Annotated in this window: 15 protein-coding genes; 5 read left to right on the top strand and 10 right to left on the bottom strand. The window is 59.6% G+C overall.

Translation table 11 applies throughout. From position 1 onward, the window contains the following. Positions 1-48: 48 nt before the first annotated feature. From AC1DPR_RS19720 to AC1DPR_RS19710, 3 genes are read left to right on the top strand one after another with little or no spacing between them, the layout of a single operon-like run. On the top strand, positions 49-951 hold the full coding sequence (locus AC1DPR_RS19720; protein WP_477816959.1) for a carbohydrate ABC transporter permease: 903 nt from the start codon (positions 49-51) through the stop codon (positions 949-951). Continuing rightward, positions 948-1775: a carbohydrate ABC transporter permease gene (locus tag AC1DPR_RS19715; protein WP_113161420.1), complete on the top strand. Its 828-nt coding sequence runs from the start codon at positions 948-950 to the stop codon at positions 1773-1775. Before AC1DPR_RS19720 ends, AC1DPR_RS19715 begins: the two co-directional genes overlap by 4 nt. Then, positions 1772-2842, top strand: a complete 1071-nt coding sequence (locus tag AC1DPR_RS19710; protein ID WP_192240006.1) for an ABC transporter ATP-binding protein — start codon at positions 1772-1774, stop codon at positions 2840-2842. Before AC1DPR_RS19715 ends, AC1DPR_RS19710 begins: the two co-directional genes overlap by 4 nt. A gap of 39 nt (positions 2843-2881) precedes the next feature. Here the strand turns inward: AC1DPR_RS19710 and AC1DPR_RS19705 are convergent, their stop codons facing one another. Genes AC1DPR_RS19705 through AC1DPR_RS19695 form a run of 3 tightly spaced genes read right to left on the bottom strand, consistent with a single transcriptional unit; the run spans position 2882 to position 7678 of the window. Further along, on the bottom strand, positions 2882-3913 hold the full coding sequence (locus AC1DPR_RS19705; protein ID WP_477816958.1) for an aldo/keto reductase: 1032 nt from the start codon (positions 3911-3913) through the stop codon (positions 2882-2884). 46 nt (positions 3914-3959) lie between these two features. Further along, a complete protein-coding gene (locus AC1DPR_RS19700; protein WP_025658236.1) occupies positions 3960-5858 on the bottom strand; it encodes an ABC transporter ATP-binding protein in 1899 nt (632 codons plus the stop codon). 11 nt (positions 5859-5869) lie between these two features. Next, the gene (locus AC1DPR_RS19695) at positions 5870-7678 is read right to left on the bottom strand and encodes an ABC transporter ATP-binding protein (RefSeq protein WP_477816972.1); all 1809 of its coding nucleotides are present in this window, start codon (positions 7676-7678) and stop codon (positions 5870-5872) included. Positions 7679-8129: 451 nt separating this feature from the next. On the opposite strand from AC1DPR_RS19695, the gene AC1DPR_RS19690 reads away from it, so the two are divergent. After that, entirely contained in the window at positions 8130-9536 is a 1407-nt protein-coding gene (locus AC1DPR_RS19690; RefSeq protein WP_477816957.1) for an FAD/NAD(P)-binding protein, read from the top strand. Here the strand turns inward: AC1DPR_RS19690 and AC1DPR_RS19685 are convergent, their stop codons facing one another. The 5 genes from AC1DPR_RS19685 to cyoA are packed head-to-tail and all read right to left on the bottom strand — an operon-like array spanning position 9537 to position 14587. Beyond that, positions 9537-10292 carry an SURF1 family protein gene (locus AC1DPR_RS19685; RefSeq protein WP_477816956.1) on the bottom strand — a complete coding sequence of 252 codons (756 nt, stop codon included), beginning with the start codon at positions 10290-10292 and terminating at the stop codon, positions 9537-9539. Between the two features lie 47 nt (positions 10293-10339). After that, the gene (gene cyoD / locus AC1DPR_RS19680) at positions 10340-10741 is read right to left on the bottom strand and encodes a cytochrome o ubiquinol oxidase subunit IV (RefSeq protein ID WP_025658240.1); all 402 of its coding nucleotides are present in this window, start codon (positions 10739-10741) and stop codon (positions 10340-10342) included. Continuing rightward, the gene (gene cyoC / locus AC1DPR_RS19675) at positions 10738-11358 is read right to left on the bottom strand and encodes a cytochrome o ubiquinol oxidase subunit III (RefSeq protein ID WP_018856668.1); all 621 of its coding nucleotides are present in this window, start codon (positions 11356-11358) and stop codon (positions 10738-10740) included. The genes cyoD and cyoC overlap by 4 nt, the downstream gene beginning before the upstream one ends. A 4-nt stretch (positions 11359-11362) precedes the next feature. Beyond that, on the bottom strand, positions 11363-13366 hold the full coding sequence (cyoB, locus tag AC1DPR_RS19670) for a cytochrome o ubiquinol oxidase subunit I (RefSeq protein ID WP_025658241.1): 2004 nt from the start codon (positions 13364-13366) through the stop codon (positions 11363-11365). 45 nt (positions 13367-13411) lie between these two features. Continuing rightward, positions 13412-14587 (bottom strand): ubiquinol oxidase subunit II, encoded by a 1176-nt coding sequence (gene cyoA / locus AC1DPR_RS19665; RefSeq protein WP_018856666.1) that lies wholly within the window; start codon positions 14585-14587, stop codon positions 13412-13414. A 378-nt stretch (positions 14588-14965) separates the two neighbouring features. Between cyoA and AC1DPR_RS19660 the strand changes: the two genes are divergently transcribed. Then, positions 14966-16297 (top strand): MFS transporter, encoded by a 1332-nt coding sequence (locus tag AC1DPR_RS19660; RefSeq protein ID WP_026371725.1) that lies wholly within the window; start codon positions 14966-14968, stop codon positions 16295-16297. Between the two features lie 632 nt (positions 16298-16929). Here the strand turns inward: AC1DPR_RS19660 and AC1DPR_RS19655 are convergent. Together AC1DPR_RS19655 and AC1DPR_RS19650 are read right to left on the bottom strand one after the other, a co-directional pair. Beyond that, positions 16930-17310, bottom strand: a complete 381-nt coding sequence (locus tag AC1DPR_RS19655) for a DMT family transporter (protein WP_477816955.1) — start codon at positions 17308-17310, stop codon at positions 16930-16932. A 13-nt stretch (positions 17311-17323) separates the two neighbouring features. After that, positions 17324-18766: a UbiA family prenyltransferase gene (locus AC1DPR_RS19650; RefSeq protein WP_477816954.1), complete on the bottom strand. Its 1443-nt coding sequence runs from the start codon at positions 18764-18766 to the stop codon at positions 17324-17326. Between the last annotated feature and the right edge of the window lie 169 nt (positions 18767-18935).

Raw genomic sequence — 18935 nt, 5'->3', positions numbered from 1 at the left:
CTTGCAGCGCAAGCTTCAGGCAGCCCCGTTCGGAGTATTGGAGGATCGATGAAACGGATTCTTTCAAGCGTCAGAGACGGCCGCGGCTTCGACATCACCCTGGTCGCCTTTCCGCTGGCCTTCCTGTTCCTGATGGCGGGACTGCCGCTCATCTACAATGTGGTGATGAGCTTCCAGGAGGTTGACATGTTCAGCCTCGGAACCTTCTCGCGCCCCTTCGTCGGCTTCAAGAACTATACCGATCTCTTTGCCCAGCCGGAAACCTGGCCGATCCTCGGCAATACGGTGATCTTCGTCGTCGGCTCGATCGCAGGTCAGTTTCTGATCGGATTTGGCCTGGCGCTGTTCTTCTGGGTCAATTTCCCCGGCGCCTCGTGGCTGCGCGGCCTGTTTCTCGTCTCCTGGGTCATGCCCGGCCTTGTCGTCGGAGCGATCTGGAACTGGATTCTCTCGGGCGATTTCGGCGTCCTCAACTTCATCCTGAAGGAGAGCGGCGTCATTAGTAGCAACATCTTCTGGCGCTCCGATCCGCATTTTTCGCTCTATGCGGTCATCATCGCCAATGTCTGGCTGGGAACCGCCTTCAACATGATCCTGCTGTCGGTCGGCCTGTCCGGCATCCCCGGTGACCTCTATGAAGCCGCCGAACTCGACGGTGCCAATGCCTGGCAACGCTTCTGGACGATCACGCTGCCGATGATGCGTTCCACGATCGGCGCCATCATCGCACTTGGACTGATCTTCACGCTGCAGCAGTTCGATCTCTTTGCCGCCATCACCTCGGGCGGCCCGAACAACTCGTCCAACGTCACGCAGTACTGGGCCTGGGACCTGTCCTTCCGCCAGTATGATTTCGCCAAGGGCGCGACCATTTCCGTCATCATGATCATCTTCGTCATGTTCGCCTCGGTCGTCTATGTCCGCTCCACACGTCATGAGGTGCGCGGATGAGCGATACGACACGCAATCGAATTATGCTTGTGATCGCCATCCTCATGGCGGCGATTTATCTGTTCCCGCTCTACTGGATGTACATCACGGCCCTCAAGGGCGGGTCCGAGATGTTCGCAACGCCCCCGAGCTTCTGGCCGGGCGACCCGCAATGGGGAACCTTCGGCTATGTCTGGGAAAGCCGCGGCATGGGCCGGTATCTCTGGAACTCGCTGGTCATCGCCGTCGGCGCCGTTACCCTGATCACCGTTCTTGGCGTCGGCTGCGCCTATGTTCTGGCGCGCTACCGCAACGTCTGGGTCGATATCGGTCTGTTCATGATCCTCATGCTGCAGGTCCTGCCGGCATCGTTGATGGTGACCCCGATCTTCGTCGGCTTCTCGCAACTGGGCATGCTCGACTATCCGCGCCTTGCCGTCATCATCGCGATCGCCGCCAAGAGCATGCCCTTCTTCGTCGTCCTGGTGCGCGCCACCTTCATGGCGGTGCCGATGGAACTCGAGGAGGCCGCGCTCGTCGATGGCAATAGCCGCGTCGGTGCCTTCTTCAGTATCGTGCTGCCGCTTGCCCGCAATGGCATCCTCGTCAGCGCCATCCTCATCTTCATGCAGGCCTTCGGTGAGTTCGTCTACTCGAAGTCGATGATCCAGGCTGCCGAGCTTCAGCCGGCGAGTGTCGGTCTCAACTCCTTCATGGGGCCGAACACCAACGAGTGGAACAACATCATGGCCTACGCCACGATGTATGTGACGCCGATCCTCGCCATCTTCGTTCTCTTGCAGCGCCGCATTGTATCCGGCCTCACCTCTGGAGCCCTCAAATGACCAATCAGATCGAGCTCAGCGGCGTCAACAAGCACTACGGCGCGTTCCATGCCCTGAAGAACATCAACCTGTCGATCGCAAAGGGCACCTTTGTTGCACTCGTCGGTCCGTCCGGCTGCGGCAAGTCCACACTGCTTCGTTCGCTCGCAGGCCTTGAGAGTATCTCTGAGGGTGAGTTGAAGATCGCCGGCGAGTTGATGAACAACGTGCCGCCGCGCAAGCGGGATGTCGCCATGGTCTTCCAGTCCTACGCGCTCTATCCGCACATGACCGTGGAGGAGAACCTGACCTACAGCCTGCGCATTCGCGGCGTCGCCAAGGCGCAAGCCAAAAAGGCGGCGGAGGAGGTCGCTGCTACAACTGGCTTGTCGCATCTGCTGAAGCGTTACCCGCGCGAGCTTTCCGGCGGCCAGCGCCAGCGCGTAGCAATGAGCCGCGCCATCATCCGCCATCCGAAAGCATTCCTGTTCGATGAGCCCCTCTCCAACCTCGATGCCGCACTGCGTGTTCACATGCGCAAGGAAATCCGGGCGCTGCACGACCGTCTGCATGCCACCTCGGTCTATGTCACCCACGACCAGATCGAGGCCATGACAATGGCCGACCATGTGGTCGTCATGCGCGAGGGCGTGATCGAGCAGCAAGGCAAGCCTCTCGATCTCTACGACAAGCCTGCCAACAAGTTCGTTGCAGGTTTCATCGGCTCACCGGCCATGAACTTCATCCCGGCGGTAGCAGGCGAAGACGGCAGGAGCCTGACCATCGATCTCGGCAGCGTGAAGCACAAGATCGCGATCGACCATCAGATCCAGCCGGGCCGCAAGGTGACTGCCGGCATTCGTCCGGAGCATATCGGCGTAACGGCACCGGGGCAGGGCACCTTCGATGTGCCTGTCGCCGTGGTGGAATCCACCGGCTCATCCACCTTCGTCACGGCGGCGACAACGCCTGAGCTGACGATCGTCGAGACGGGCCGGGGAACAGCACGCGCAGGCGAAACGGTCGGCGTGACCGTCGATCCATCGCAACTGCACCTCTTCGACGACGCGAGCGGCGTGCGCCTCTGAAGAATAAGGCGGCCGGAAAATTCCGGCCGCACACCAATCCTACCGCCCGCCTTCGATCTTGCGATGGCGCTGGTTTGTGCCGCCAGCCCCATAGGGATAGTCGGCCACATGCGGCTGGCTGACATCGCTAAGCTTCGTCATCTCCTCTTCGGAAAGGATCAGCTTTGCAGCAGCAAGATTGTCTGCGAGCTGCTCGCTCGTACGCGCTCCGAGAATGACGGATGTTACCGCCGGTCGCGTCGCCGTCCAGGCAAGGGCGACCTGTGCCATGCTCACACCACGGGCCTTGGCGATCGCCTCTACCGTTTCGATGATCGCCCATGTCCTCTCCTGCGCATTCCGCTGGGCGTAGGATTCCATGCCGCGGCTCGGGTTCTCCCCCAAGCGGGTAGCGCCCGTCGGCATCTGGTCGCGCCGGTACTTGCCCGTCAGCCAGCCGCCGCCGAGCGGCGACCACGGCAGTAGCCCCATGCCGGCATCCTGGCATGCCGCGACGATTTCCAGCTCGATGTCGCGCACCAGCAGATTATACTGCGGTTGTAGCGTTACCGGGCGAGTGTAACCGCGGGCCTTGGCGATCTCGACGGCCTTGGCGATCTGCCAACCGACATAGTTGGAGAAGCCGTAATAGCCGATCTTGCCGGCGGAGACGGCGTCGTCGAGGAAGCGCAGCGTCTCCTCGATCGGGGTCAGTGCGTCCCATGCATGCATCTGATAGAGATCAATATGCTCGACGCCGAGCCGCAAAAGAGAGGCGTCGAGCGCCTGGTTCAGGTGGCGGCGCGAAAGGCCGATGTCGTTCGGACCTGACCCCATCGGAAACCGTCCCTTGGTCGCGATCACGGCTTGCTTTGCCTCGCTCGGGCGCGCCTTCAGCCATCGCCCGATGATCTCTTCCGACTTGCCGGCACTGTAGACGTCGGCTGTGTCGATGAAGTTTCCGCCCCAGGCGAAGTAATCGTCGAGCAGTTTGTGCGAGGAAGCTTCGTCGGCCTCCGCACCGAACGTCATGGTGCCGAGGCAGTAGGCGGTTACAATTGCTCCACTATGGCCAAGCTTGCGGTAATCCATGGAAGATCCTCCTCTTCGAATAGTGACTTGCTTGGAAGGCGAGATTTTAAGTCGCTGAACCGTTCGCCGTCGTCTCTTCGAGCACAGCATCCGGAATATCGTCGAAGGACGCGTAGTTCAGGTTATAGAGCCGCGAATAGAGCTTGCGGTTTTTCATCAGCTGCTGGTGGTTACCGCTTTCGATCAGCTCGCCATTCTGCAGGACGATGATGCGGTCCGCCTCTCTGATCGTGGCGAGGCGGTGTGCGATGACCAGCCCTGTTCGGTTTTCGAGCAGCTTGACGAGCGCCTTCTGGATCAGCATCTCGGTATAGCTGTCGATATTGGCGGTTGCCTCGTCCAGCACCAGGATTTTAGCATCGGCGACCAGCGCACGGGCAAAGCTCAAAAGCTGGCGCTGGCCGAGCGAGAGATTGCCGCCGCGCTCGCCGAGCATGCTGTCATAGCCCTGCGGCAGGCGCATGATGAAGTCATGAGCGCCGACCGCCTTGGCCGCCTCGATGACCTGTTCGCGTGTCGCTTCCACCTTGTGATAGCGAATGTTCTCGAACACCGTGCCCGTAAACAGGAACGGCTCCTGGAGAACCATGGCGATCTGGTTGCCGAGCGAATCCTGTGTCAGGTCGCGCACATCATGCCCGCCGACCAAAACCTGTCCCTGCTGAACATCGTAGAAGCGATGGATCAGCGACATGCAGCTCGACTTGCCGGAGCCGGTTGGCCCGACAAGCGCAACGGTTTCGCCAGGGTTCACCTTGAAGCTTACATGCTTCAGGACCGGGTGCTTGGGATGATAGCCGAACACCACATCGCGAAACTCGACGGAGCCATCCATATCGGCGGAAAGCTCCTTTGCGTCAGGCGCGTCCCTGATTTCGACGGGAACATCAAGAACCTCGGTCAGTCGTTGTCCGGAGGCCATGGCGCGCTGCATCACCGAATATTGCAGCGTCAGCGAGCGAATCGGATCGAAAAAACGCTGGATGTAAAACAGGAAAGCGACGAGCACGCCGACATCGAGCGCCTGATTGAGAACGCGTGCACCGCCAACGACAATGACAAGCGCCATGGCAACGCCGGTCAGGGAATCCACGATCGGCACCATCACCTGGGCATAGCGCGCTGCCGTCAGGTGTGCCTTCAGGTTTGCCCTGGCCTTGTCGTCATAGAGCGTGAAATTGACGCCCTGGCGATCCATGCTCTGGACGGCGCGCACGCCGTGGATGGCCTCGGCGAGCGCCCCTGCGGCAACGGAATTGGTCTCATGTGCTGCCATGAAGGACTTGCGCGCCAGCGGCAGCCAGAAGAGGCGAACGACAAACAGGATCGGCAGGACCGAGAGCGTCAGAAGACCGAGCTTGAAGTCGAGATAGAGCATGACGAAGACGATGCCGAACAGAAGCGTGATATCGCCGACAGACAGGACCGACGTTTCCAGGAACTCCTGCATCGAATTGACGTCGCCCTGCAGGCGCGACATGAGACGGCCGACCTCGGTCTTGTCCATGAAGGAGAGCGAAACCCGCTGGAGATGCGAAAACATCGCCTTGCGGATGTCGAAGAGCACCTCTTCCGCGACGTTGCCCACCAGCGTCTCTTGCCAGTAGCTGGCGCAGTAGTTGATGAGGATCGCGGCGAGAAAGGCGATCATCGCAAAGGTCAGCGCCTGATGACTTCCACCCGGCTGCATCCCGTGATCGATCGCGTAGCGGATGATCAGCGGGATCAGCAGCTGCATGGCCGTGAACGTCAGGACGGCAGCGACCGATAGCAGAACCTGCCTGCGGTATGGGTGCACGAACGCCCAGATGCGCTTGATGATGTTGCCGTCGAAGGCCTTGCCGAACATCTCCTCTTCAATGCGATGCGAGCCAACGACGGCGCGCGGCGGTCGGCGCCCATCCTCGCGAACGTCGGAGCGTTCGGTTTCCAGTTCCTCGGCCATTTCATTCCTCCCTAGGCGCTAAGCGCCTCATCGCCTGGCCGTACCTGCAGATCGTAGAGCGCCTTGTAGCGCCCGCCCGCGGCCAGCAACTCCTCGTGCGTGCCGCGTTCGACGACTTGCCCGTTCTCGACGAACAGGATCTGGTCGGCATGCATCAGCGAGCTCAGGCGATGCGCAACAATGATGGTCACGCGATCAGCCGCGTACTTGCGCATCGCGGAGCGAATGCGCTGTTCGGTGGCCGCATCGATTGCCGCCGTTGAATCATCGAAGACCATGACGGCGGGTTTCAACATCAGGGCACGGGCGATCGACAGGCGCTGGCGCTGTCCTCCCGAGAGCGACACACCGCGTTCTCCAACGACCGTGCCGTAGCCGGTCGGCAGGCCGAGCACGTAATTGTGCAGTTGGGCACTTTCACTCGCGCGCTCGATTCGGCTTTCCTTTGCCCAGGGGTCGCCATAGGCGATGTTGTTTTCAATCGAGGTTGTGAACAGGAAGGAGTCCTGCTGGACAACGGCGATCGCACGACGAAGCGACTGCAGCGTCGCCTTGCGGATATCCTGTCCATCAATGGTGATCTTGCCCCTGTTGACGTCGTAGAAGCGCGGGATCAGATGGGCAAGCGTCGACTTCCCGCTGCCGGGTGGCCCGACGATGCCGATCGTCTCGCCGCGCTTTGCCTCGAAGGAGACGTTGCTCAAGACCTGGTGCATCGGTGAGCTCGGATAGGCGAAGCTTACATTCTCGAAGCGCAGCGTCCCATCGGTCAGCGCCAGATCCCTGGCGTCAGGGGCATCCCGCACGGCAATTTCGAGGTCGAGCAAATTGAACAGCCGGGTGCCGCAGGTGGAGGCACGGGCAAAGGCATTGACCATCAGGCCGAGCTGGCGGACAGGCATCTGCAGGATCGTCATGAAGGTCAGGAACGAAGTAAGCGTACCGACCGTCATCTCGCCAGCCATCACCTTGCCGCCGCCAACCCAGAGGACGAGGCCCATGGCAGCGAAGAAGGAGAAGGTCATGGCGCTGGTATTGATGACACGGATGCCGACGCGTTGATGGGCGAGCGTCAAGGCGTTCTTGGAAGCGCCCTCGAACTTCATCATCTCGTGCGCCTGGGCGGCAAAGGCCCGGACCACGCGGATACCACCGAGATTTTCCTCCATGATCCGGGTCAGCACCGACAGCCGCTCCTGCAGGTCGAGCCAGGTCGCGCGCAACCGCAACTGCGTGACCGAGGAACGCCAGGCAACGAAGGGTACGAAGCTCAAGGCAAGCAAGCCGAGAACGACATCGGTGGAAAGCAGCATGTAGGCGCCGATACCGATCAGCGTGGTCAACAGCACCATGCGTACCAGCGCCGTCGAAAAATACATGCGCACGCCTTCAAGGTCGAGCAGACCGACGGTGATCAGATCGCCAGAGTGGACGCTGTCATGAAAACTGAAGGAAAGGCGCTGGATTTTCTCGTAACAGGCAAGACGCAGCTCGTAGCCCATGTGGTGGCCGACGCTCTCGCTGTAGTAGTTCTGGATCATCGTGAAGATGCCACGCAGAACGCTGGCGCCTAGCAGCATCAGCGCCGTGGTCAGCAGCGCATCCTGTGCGATCTGTCCCGCCTGCCCGCCTTCCATCGCGACCTGCGTGTGGTCGACCGCCCGACCGAGCAGACGCGGGATCATCAGCTGGAAGGTCGAGGCGACAAGGGTTGCGCCGATCGCGAAACCAGATTGCCAGGGATGGCGGAACGCCATGACGGTGATGCGGACGAGCGTAAAGAGGCCCTTGCCCCAGCCTGCCGCGGTCGCCTTCGCCATCGAAGCGGATGGCTTCGTCGCGCGTGTTAAAGCATTGCTGCTCACGGTCATATTCCAAAACAGAGGTGTGGTCGGACGTTGGTCCGGAAAGACGTCGAATCCATGAAGGGATTGATTAGCGCCCTTACTTTTGCCGATTCCTTTCGGCCCTTCAAGTCAAGAATTCACCAACTGGTTATTTTATCGTGAGTGCAACAAAGACTAGGAAGCACCATTTTGACCGCCCATGGCGTCTCGAAATGTTAAAACGGTTTCAGACACTTATCCGTTCCAGACGCTGGCACTCGGAACAAAGGCTTGCCTAAATCATCTTTTGGCGCTTTGATACACGACCAGTTTGATAGACTATAGGGCGGTTCAAAACCGCGTGAACCAGCTCAACGCGCGAGCGTTTTTTCCCGCGTTGAATTCAATCGAGACACGATGCGCAGACGGTCGCAAGGGAGTTGAGATGACGGTTCAAGGCCTGTTTTCTTCGAAGTCAGCGGCGGCAGCAAAGATCTCCGCCGTGCCGCGTTTTGCCATTGTCGGCCGCGGCTTTTCCGGAATGATGATGGCGATCGCGCTGATGAAGACAGTACGCCTGCCTTTTCATCTGCAACTCTTCGACCCCAACTCTTCGGTGAGCGGAGGGCAGGCACTCTCGTCGGCGCGGACCTCGACGATCCTGAATACGCGTGTTCGCGATCTTTCCGTCTCGGTGGGCGATACGGATGATTTCAACGACTGGCTTTGTAGCAACGCGGAATTCCGCGCCGCCGTGCCTGCGGCGATCCCGGGATTTCGCCAGATCTTCGTGCCGAAAGACATTTTCAGCGACTACGTCTACCAGCGCTTCTCGGAAGCCTTGTCCGCCCGCAAGGACATTACGGTTCAGGTGTGTCATGAACCGGTTGTGGCGATCCGCAAGAGCCACGGCAACCGTTTCCTCCTCGAAAGCGCCAATCCAGCCAATCCCCTATTCGACACCGTCATACTGGCCACTGGCTATGGTCTGCCGGAAACCGAGGAGACTGGGCAGGAGCCGTCGCAGGTGAGAGCCCAGCGCCTGGTCGCGCGCCCACACACGGTCCTTCTCGGCAGCGGCATCAGGGTTGTCGATCAACTCCTGCAATTGCGCGACGCCGGCTACGCGGGGCAGGTTACCATCCTTTCCCGACATGGCTTCCTGCCGCAGAGCCATACGCCGAACTCCGCCGACCCGGTTTTTCCGGCCGACGCGCTGCCAAAAAACCTCCCTGACATCCTGCGTTTCATCCGCGCGGCCTGCCGCGAGGCAGAGGAAGAGGGTAGAAGCTGGCAATCCGTCATGAACGGGTTGCGCAAACACGCCCGCTCTCTGTGGCGCGCACTGCCAGCCCATCAGAAGCATCAGTTCAACCGGCACTTGCGGGCGATCTATGACAGCCACCGCAACCGCTTGCCGGAGGCAATCTACGCCCGTCTCCAAAGCGAGCTCGTCAGTGGCAATACCGTACTGCGCCGTGGCGTCGTGGGTCGGCAGGGCCTGAGCGGTCTCTTCTTCCGGCCCGCCGGCTCGCACGCCGACGAGATCGTTCATGCCGAGCGTATCCTGGATTGTCGCTGCCGCGCTCCGCAACTGACTTCGCCATTGCTGGCAAGCCTTGTGAGCGGAGGTTTGGCCCTGGTAGACGAATTGTCGCTCGGGCTTGCCGTCAATCAGCGGGGACAGCCCTGTCTCGAGGATGGATCAACGGTCGATGGACTGTTTGCCGTCGGGCCCCTCGGCCTTGGCAGTCTGCCTGACATCGACCTCGTACCCGAGATCGTCAGCCAGGCCTATGCGGTTGGCGAACATATGGCTGAGCGCTTCTTTCCCCGGAGCAAGGCCGTCTGATCAGGACCGACGCGCGCGCAAATCGCCGCGGACGACGAAAGCGAGCAGTCCAGCGGCCATGACCGCAAGCGCAAACCAGGTGATCGCGTAAACCAGATGGTTGTTGGGGAAGGCGATCTGCGTCAGCCCACCGACCGGCAGGCCGCCTGGGTTTGGCGTCGCATCAGCATCGATAAAGTAGGGGGCGGTATCTGCCACGCCGCGACGATCGGCGATCGCGGCGACATCGCGTGAATACCAGCGGTCATTGGCCGGATCATTGGACTTGACCAGCGTGCCTCCAGGCTCGGTAATCCGCAGCAGTCCGGTGATTTTCACCGGGGTTGCAATCTGCCCTTCGCTGCGTGTTGCCGGATCGCGCTTGTCCGTCGGGACGAAACCGCGGTTGATCAGGATCGAGGTGCTGTCGGCCAGCTTGAGCGGGGTGATCACCCAATAGCCGGGCCCGAGCGACGTCGACGCGTAGATCAGCGTTTCCTTGTCGTTTTGCAGGATCCCTTCGGCAGTCACATGGCGATATTCGTCATTGGCGCGGCTGACCTGTCCCCACCGCGCGCGCACTGGCGCGGGAACCGGCTCCGCATGGACGCGCTGATCGACGCGGGCAATCAGATCCTCTTTCCAGGAAAGCCGCTCGACCTGCCAGACACCAAGCGCAAGCAGTGCTGCAATCAGCACCAGCATGACACCGCAGAATATCGCAAGCCCGGCGGCAGTATGCTGTCTTTGTGCGTTCTCGGAGGGGATGTCGGCCATTGCCAGAAAACCTTTGCGGGCGGCGTCACCACCGCCCGCTCCTGCCTTTAGGGCATATTCTTCATCATTTCCGGGCTCATCGGCATCATGTTCGTATTCAGATGATGCATGACCCAGAGCGAGCCGGCGAGCGCGATGGCGACGAGCAGAAGCGTGAAGATCAACGCCATCATCGTCCAGCCGCCTTCCGAGCGCGGGTTCATATGAAGGAAGAAAATCATGTGAACGACGATCTGGACAGCCGCGAGCCCCATGACCCATGCGGCCGTTACCGATGGATTTTCGAAGACGCCGGCCATGACCAGCCAGAACGGGATCGCTGTCAGGATTACCGACAGCACGAAGCCGATCATATAGCTCTTGAAGGTGCCGTGGGCGGCCACATGACCATGGCTGTGACCATGATGGGCTTCGTGGGCGTCCTCGGTTACTGGTGCGTTAGAGGTCATCCGAGGACTCCCATAAGATAGACGAAGGAGAAGACGCCGATCCAGACGACGTCAAGAAAGTGCCAGAACATCGACAGGCACATCAGGCGGCGGCGGTTTTCCGGGATCAGGCCACGGATCGACACCTGCACCATCAGGGTGATCAGCCAGACGATACCAAAGGTGACGTGCAGGCCATGCGTGCCGACCAGCGTGAAGAAGCCGGACAGGAAGGCACTGCGGGTTGGACCTGCGCCCTCGTGGATCAGGTGCGAGAACTCGTAGAGTTCAATCCCAAGGAAGGCCAGGCCGAAGAGGCCGGTAATAGCCAGCCAGAAGAGTGTGGCGCCCTTCTCCTGCCGCTCCATCTGCAGCATCGCAAAACCGTAGGTGATGGAGGACAGAAGCAGCATCGAGGTGTTGATCGCCACCAGCGGCAGATCAAAGAGATCGGCCGGCGAGGGCCCAGCGGCAAAGTTGCGGCCGAGGACGGCGAAGGTTGCAAACAGCACCGCGAAGATGAGGCAGTCGCTCATCAGGTAGAGCCAGAAACCCAGCATTGTGCTGCCTTCCGGATGGTGCTCCTCGGTGAGGTAGAATTCAGGCTTGTCTGCCTTGTCGATCACAGCATCGCTCATGGTCTTACACCTGCTCGGCAAGCAGCGCGGTACGCTTGCGTTCCGTTTCCGTGACTTCTTCGGCGGGGATATAGAAGTCGCGATTGTAGTTGAAGGTATGGCCGATCGCGACGGCGATCATGGCGACGAAGGACAGGACGACCAACCACCACATGTACCAGATGAGGGCAAATGCCAGCACGACGCTGATCGCGCCGAGGATGACGCCGGTTCCGGTGTTCTTCGGCATGTGGATCGGCTTGAAGCCTTCCAGCGGACGGGCATAGCCGCGGGCCTTCATGTCGTACCAGGAATCATGGTCATGGACGACGGGCGTGAAGGCGAAGTTGTAGTCCGGCGGCGGCGACGAGGTCGACCATTCCAGTGTGCGGCCATCCCAGGGATCGCCCGTCGTGTCGCGCAGCTCCTCGCGCTTGAAGAAGCTGACGACGAGCTGGATGATGAAGCTGGCGATGCCGATCGCGATCAGGACGGCGCCGAAGGCGGCAAGGATGAACCAGATCTGTAGCGACGGATCTTCGAACTGCGACACGCGGCGCGTGACGCCCATCAGGCCGAGCACGTAGAGCGGCATGAAGGCGAAGTAGAAGCCGATCAGCCAGAACCAGAAGGACATCTTGCCCCAGAACGGATCGAGCTTGTAGCCGAACGCCTTCGGGAACCAGTAGGTGACGCCAGCCATCAGGCCGAACACCACGCCGCCGATGATGACGTTGTGGAAGTGGGCGATCAGGAAGAGCGAGTTGTGCAGCACGAAGTCCGCGGGCGGAACGGCGAGCAGAACGCCGGTCATCCCGCCGATGACGAAGGTCACCATGAAGCCGAGCGTCCACAGCATCGGCACTTCGTAGCGAATGCGTCCCCTGTACATCGTGAACAGCCAGTTGAACATCTTCGCCCCTGTTGGGATCGAGATGATCATCGTGGTGATGCCGAAGAAGGAGTTGACGCTTGCCCCCGAACCCATCGTGAAGAAGTGGTGCAGCCACACGAGGTAGGACAGGATCATGATCACGCAGGTGGCGTAGACCATCGAAGCGTAGCCGAAGAGACGCTTGCCGCAGAAGGTGGCAACGACTTCGGAGAAGATGCCGAATGCCGGCAGCACGAGGATGTAGACTTCCGGGTGACCCCAGATCCAGATGAGGTTCACATACATCATCGGATTGCCGCCGAGGTCATTCGTGAAGAAGTTCGTGCCGGCGTAACGGTCGAGCGACAGCAGCGCCAGCGTCGCCGTCAGGATCGGGAAAGTCGCGACGATCAGGATGTTGGTGCAGAGCGCGGTCCAGGTGAAGACCGGCATCTTCATGAAGCTCATGCCGGGTGCGCGCATCTTCACAATCGTCGCGATCAGGTTGATGCCCGATAGTGTCGTGCCGACACCGGCCACCTGCAGACCCCAGATGTAATAGTCGACACCGACGCCCGGGCTGTAGGCGGCTCCCGACAGCGGCGGATACGCAAGCCAGCCGGTCTGGGCGAATTCGCCGACGAAGAGCGAGATCATGATGATGATCGCACCGGCGGTCGTCATCCAGAACGAGAAATTGTTCAGGAACGGGAAGGAAACGTCGCGGGCGCCGATCTGCAGCGGCACGACGAGGTTCATCAGGCCCGTGACGAACGGCATGGCCATGAAGAAGATCATGATGACGCCATGGGCCGTGAAGACCTGGTCGTAGTGATGCGGCGGCAGGTAGCCGGCGGATCCGTTGAAGGCGATTGCCTGTTGCAGACGCATCATGATCGCGTCGGAAAAGCCGCGCAGCAGCATGATGAGCGCCAGGATGACGTACATGATGCCGATCTTCTTGTGATCGACGCTCGTCAGCCAGTCGCGCCAGAGATAACCCCAAAGCTTGAAATAGGTAACAACACCCAGAAGCGCGATGCCGCCAAGTGCGACTGCCGCAAAGGTCACGACCAGGATCGGCTCGTGATAGGGGATCGATTCTAGGGTCAACCGACCGAAGATGAACTTCAGGAGGTCAGGATTGGAAAACATGGATGAACCCGTTCATTGATGTCGTATCGACGCAAAGCGCCAGGTCTAATTGCTGTTTGATTGCGCAGGCGCCGGGTCGCTGCCGGTGCCGTGGTCCATGCCGGGCATTGTGTGCCCGTCATGCTGCATTCCTGGCATCGTCTGCGTGTCGCCAGACTGGCCGGCGCCGTTTTGAGCGTCTGCCGGCTTGGTTTCGCTGGCATCGGGGCTTTCGCCCGCAGGCGTTTCGTGACTGCCACCGGCCTGATCGGAGTGGCGGTTGTCGTAGAGCAGCTTCTCGCGATTTTCGGCGCTTTCCTTGCCGCCGCCACCCATACGGTCGATGTGCATCATTTCGTTCATGCACATCTGACCGGGGGCCGCGCACATGTTGAGGATCGCGTTGAAGAGATCCTTGTCGACGGTCGAGAAGTAACGCACCGGCTCCCTTTCACTCGGCCGTTCGAGCTTGAGATAGGTATCCCTGTTGAGGGCAGTTCCCTTTTCCCTGACCTGCGCAACCCATTGGTCGAAGCCCTGCTGGTTTACTCCATGGAACTTGAAGCGCATGTGGGAAAAACCCGCGCCGCTATAGTTGGCCGAAAAGCCGTCGAAGATGCCTTCCTGGTTGATGACGGCATGCAGCCTGGTCTCCATGCCGGGCATTGCATAGATCTGGCCCGCAAGCGCAGGCACGTAGAAGGAATTCATGACCGACGAGGAGGTGATCCTGAAGCTGATCGGAACATCGACTGGCGCTGCCATTTCATTGACGGTCGCAATCCCGAGTTCGGGATAGAAGAACAGCCATTTCCAGTCGAGTGCGACGACTTCGACGGTCAGCGGCTTGGTATTGGCCGGGATGGCGCGCTCGGCGTCAATCCGATCGAGCGGACGAAATGGGTCGAGCTTGTGCGTGCTGATCCAGGTGATGGCCCCGAGCGCGATGATGATGGCCAGCGGCGCTGACCAGATGACCACTTCCAGACGGGTGGAATGATGCCATTCCGGATCATAGGTGGCAGCCGTATTGGAACGGCGATAGCGCCAGGCAAACAGCAGCGTCAGAAAGATCACCGGAACGATGATCAGCAGCATCAAAACCGTCGACACGATAATCAGGTCGCGTTGCTGCATGGCGATATCGCCCGAAGGCGACATGACCACCAAATTGCATCCCGCCAGCGTCAGAAGCAGGGGCAGAATGAGGAGATGGCGGGAAAACTTTGGCAGTTTTTGCACGTCTCTATGCTCTTGTTGTTTCATCCAGACCGCGACTAAAGCACCGTACCTGATAGCAACATGAGGTGTTTGGTCGCAGTGCAACAGAAATGCCGCACTGCGGGATAAGGCACGTGGCGCAGGATGTCAAAATCCTGATGAAAATTCGAAGGATTCTTGCGCACAATCCATTTTGAAGGGCTAATATATCCGCACGCGCCGATCATGCCAGTCTTTTGCAGGCTGATTTCGCGGCACGACCGTGATTTTTCATCCACATCTGATTTTCAAGCCGGATGATGAACTATTTGCGTCGATCGGACTTGATAAGCGCAGTGGTTTGATCAAGATCGCTAGTGAGGCGCTTTGCCACAGGTGCCTCAACGAGGGAGGCATTTAATGGCAGGTACAACACACTACGGACCATCGTCCACATCGATGGAGCAGGATGCGCGGCGAATTCATGCCGACAAGCCGATATCGGCCGGCAGCATCGCGATGGGCGTCGTCATCGGGCGCGCGTCCGAATTCTTCGATTTCTTCGTTTATGGCCTCGCATCCGTGCTGGTCTTCCCTCAGCTTGTCTTTCCTTTCGCGCCCGATCGACTAACGGCAACGCTTTATTCCTTTGCGATCTTTTCGCTCGCATTTCTGGCGCGCCCGGTGGGATCGCTCGTGTTCATGACCATCGACCGTTTCTATGGCCGCGGCGCCAAGCTGACGATCGCATTGTTCCTACTTGGGGGCTCGACGGCTTCGATCGCTTTCCTGCCAGGCTATAGCGAGATTGGTGCCTGGTCGATCGCGTTGCTCGCCCTCTTCCGGCTCGGCCAGGGATTTGCGCTCGGCGGCGCATGGGACGGCCTGGCGTCGCTGCTTGCACTCAACGCGCCCCCAAACCACCGCGGCTGGTATGCGATGATCCCGCAGCTCGGCGCCCCGATCGGCTTTGCGCTGGCAAGCGCGCTTTTCGGCTATTTCATCGCCAATCTGTCCAGTGAGGACTTCCTGAGCTGGGGCTGGCGCTATCCGTTCTTTGTCGCCTTTGCGATCAACGTGGTTGCGCTGTTTGCGCGTTTGCGTCTGGTCATGACGCCCGAATTCGGCTCCGCACTGGAACAGCACGAGCTTGAAGCGGCACCGATCCGCGACGTGGTGCGCGTCCATGGTCGCGACATCCTGCTCGGCGCCTTCGTGCCGCTCGCGAGCTTCGCGATGTTCCACCTGGTGACGATCTTCCCGCTGGGCTGGGTGTATCTTTACGGAACCCAGCCGATAGGCGGTTTCATGGTCGTGCAGATCATTGGCGCCGTGGTCGGTCTCGTCGCCATCGTCGTCTCCGGCATGATCGCAGACCTCATCGGCAGGCGTGCCCAGCTTGCGATCTGTGCCGTGCTGATTGCAATCTTCAGCTTTGTCGGTCCGCTCCTGATGGCAGCCGGCTCCGGGGGACAGAGTGCCTTCGTGATCATCGGCTTCGGCGTCCTCGGACTGTCCTTTGGCCAGGCGACCGGCTCGATTTCGTCGCGCTTCGGCAGAGGTTATCGCTATACCGGTGCGGCCTTTACCTCCGACCTTGCCTGGCTCGTCGGCGCCGGCTTTGCCCCGCTCGTCGCGCTGACCCTGTCCAGCCACTTTGGTCTGCCTTTCGTTGGCTACTACCTGCTGTCCGGCGCGGTCTGTACGCTTGCGGCATTGGCCTTCAGCAGAGCGCTCGAACAGCGCGAGTAACGAAGATCCGTTCATCCGGGTCTATCCCACAACTCTGAAGTAGCTTGTGCAATCTGCAAACGGGAATGGGGATCGCGCCAACCGCGTCCCCTAAAACATCTACCATGCGCTCCGCACGGCTCCGTGACATGGCCTTCAACTTCCAGAATGCGTTTTCGATGAATTGAAGTCGGGCCTGTAAGGGGCAGCAGGAAAGCGAGTTGTCCCCGGCACGCTCGGTAGCCTCGCGCACACCGCCTGTTTTGCGGGCTATCCATATCGACAATGTCGCCAACCTGTTGCACGCGATCGTGCTGTAACGCGGGTAACGTTTTAAACGGGCCGGTGAAAGTTCGAACTCGATGTAGATGGCATGCTTGCCGAGAGTGATCAGGCATTGTCGATACGCTTCCATCAACTGATTGGCGAAAAGCTCGACGTGAAGATCAGCTCGCTGACTGAGGGATTGTCCAACCTGCCGCCAATCGTGCCGCCGCACGCAGCGTGGCGTCGATCTCCTGCATTGGGGTACTCAGCGCGTGGCATGCCAAGGCCCGAGACTTCGGCCCTTGGCTCGGGTTGGTCCAGACGCAATAAGCACGGCTGCAAGACTTGGCTGCCTCGCAGCCGTGGCCGTCAATGCGTTGATAAGTTCATTGGTTTGCAAGTCCAACCATCACGACGCCGGAAACGATGAGCGCAACGCCCAGGAGCGACTGCCGTGTCGCAACTTCGCCAAACAGTGCCGAGCCTGCGAACACAGTAACGACGATACCGAGTGCCACGAAAGGATAGGCGAGTGACAGGGGAATGCGCGACAACACGAAAAGCCATACGAGCGCGCTTAGGCCAAAGCTGGCGAGTCCAGCGATGACCAGGGGCGAGGCTGCGAGGGCCGCAACAACGCCACCGGGCCCACCTTGGCCGATTGCCGCCTGTATCGCTTGACTGATCATCCCCCGCTTCAGCAGAATTTGGGACAGTGACGACAAGCTCACGCTCACGAGTACTAGCAGGATGTCAAGCGGCCTCATCCAACTCCCTCCGTTAGAACGGTATGGTTGCTGCGACCAGGATGGCGACGACGAGGACGCCGGCGAGCCGGCTGTTCCGGTCGCGAACCGCAAAGACGATTGGATCGTCATCTAGGATGCGGCGGTGTGCCATCATAATAACCCGGCCGAGCCAATACAGCATGATTGGACAGATCACCCACAGGAACTCGGGATTAGAGTAGAGTTTCCGCACAGTGTCCGAAGAAATGTAAAGCGTGAACAGGGTGACCGCGTTGAAACCTGAAGCGGCGGCCAGCGCAGCGATGATATCCAGGTCTGTCTTGCGGTAGTTGCGGTTGGTTGGGTTTGGAAGGTCCGCATCCAGTCGAGCTGCCATCTCAACATAGCGCTTGATCAAGGCGAGCGATGTGAAAATGAACAGCGAAAATCCGAGCAACCATTCAGATATAGGCACCGAAATGGCCGCTGCGCCGCCGACGATCCTGATGCTGTAGAGCCCCGCCAGCGTTACTATGTCAATAAGCATCTTCCGCTTGAGATAAAACGTATAGGCAGTCGTCAGCACTAAATAGGCGATTAGCGCGACCGCAAAGAGCGGCCCCGCGATTACTGCCAACACTGCTGCAAGGGTGAGTAGACCGCCTATAAGCGGAATTGTGGACAGAATTGGCACTGTTCCCGCAGCAAGGGGGCGTTGCTTTTTGGAGGGGTGTTTGCGATCGGCTTCGATGTCGACAAGGTCATTGACGATGTAGATGGCTGAGGCGGCGAAGGAAAAGGCAAAGAATGCGACGATCGAAACAAGCAGCGATCCGATATCGAAGTGGTGGGACGTCAGCCAGGGTACGAATACGAGCGCATTCTTGGACCATTGATGTACGCGAATGAGCTTGATCCAAGACTTTGCCTGACCCTGCGTTGTCTCGATAATATCTACCTTTGTGTCACCAGCAGCCAGCTCCCGTCGGACTCCCGGATCAGGATGAACGGCGATGCCTTTTCGAGCAACAGCCCATACAGGGAGGTCGGCCTGATCGTTGCCCACGTAATCGAAGCCTTGCTCGCCGAAGCAATCCACTAGGTGCCGAGCCTTGATGTTGGAGGACAGGTTTTCAGTGTCGTTGGAGGCAAACCAACCATTGGCACCAACATGAGACGCCACAGCCTCGACATACCGTTCGTTGCTCGCAGAGGCGAGATAAACCATTCGGCCTTGGCGCCATGCATCCTCCATCAGCGCCCGTACTTGCTCGTCATAGGGCAGGTAAGCCGGATCGATGGGGGTCTCGCTTGCAATCGCGGCTTTCAGCGCGGCCTTGCCGCGGCTTAGCAGTTGAGGCAGCGCGAACGCTCTTAATGGACTGGCTCCAAGCCAAGCAAATGCCGACTCGACCAAAAGGTCCGATCGGATCAATGTGCCATCTAGATCCACGACCAGCGGAGGCGCGTTCCCAATACTCTGGTCGATAGCCATTGGACGCCCCTTTTGCTGCCCTCAACTACCTTCCATCATTAGCAGCCGCTAGGTTGCCTGCCCAGATTGTACACTGATATCAATTCGATGGAGTTGACTAACCAATGTGAGTAAGTTGCGTAGATTCTTGACGAATTCGCCAGGCATGGTCTGAACAGCCACAAGCTTC

The sequence above is a fragment of the Rhizobium sp. 01T417 genome (assembly GCF_056398905.1).
This window is presented reverse-complemented; position numbering and strand designations above follow the sequence as displayed.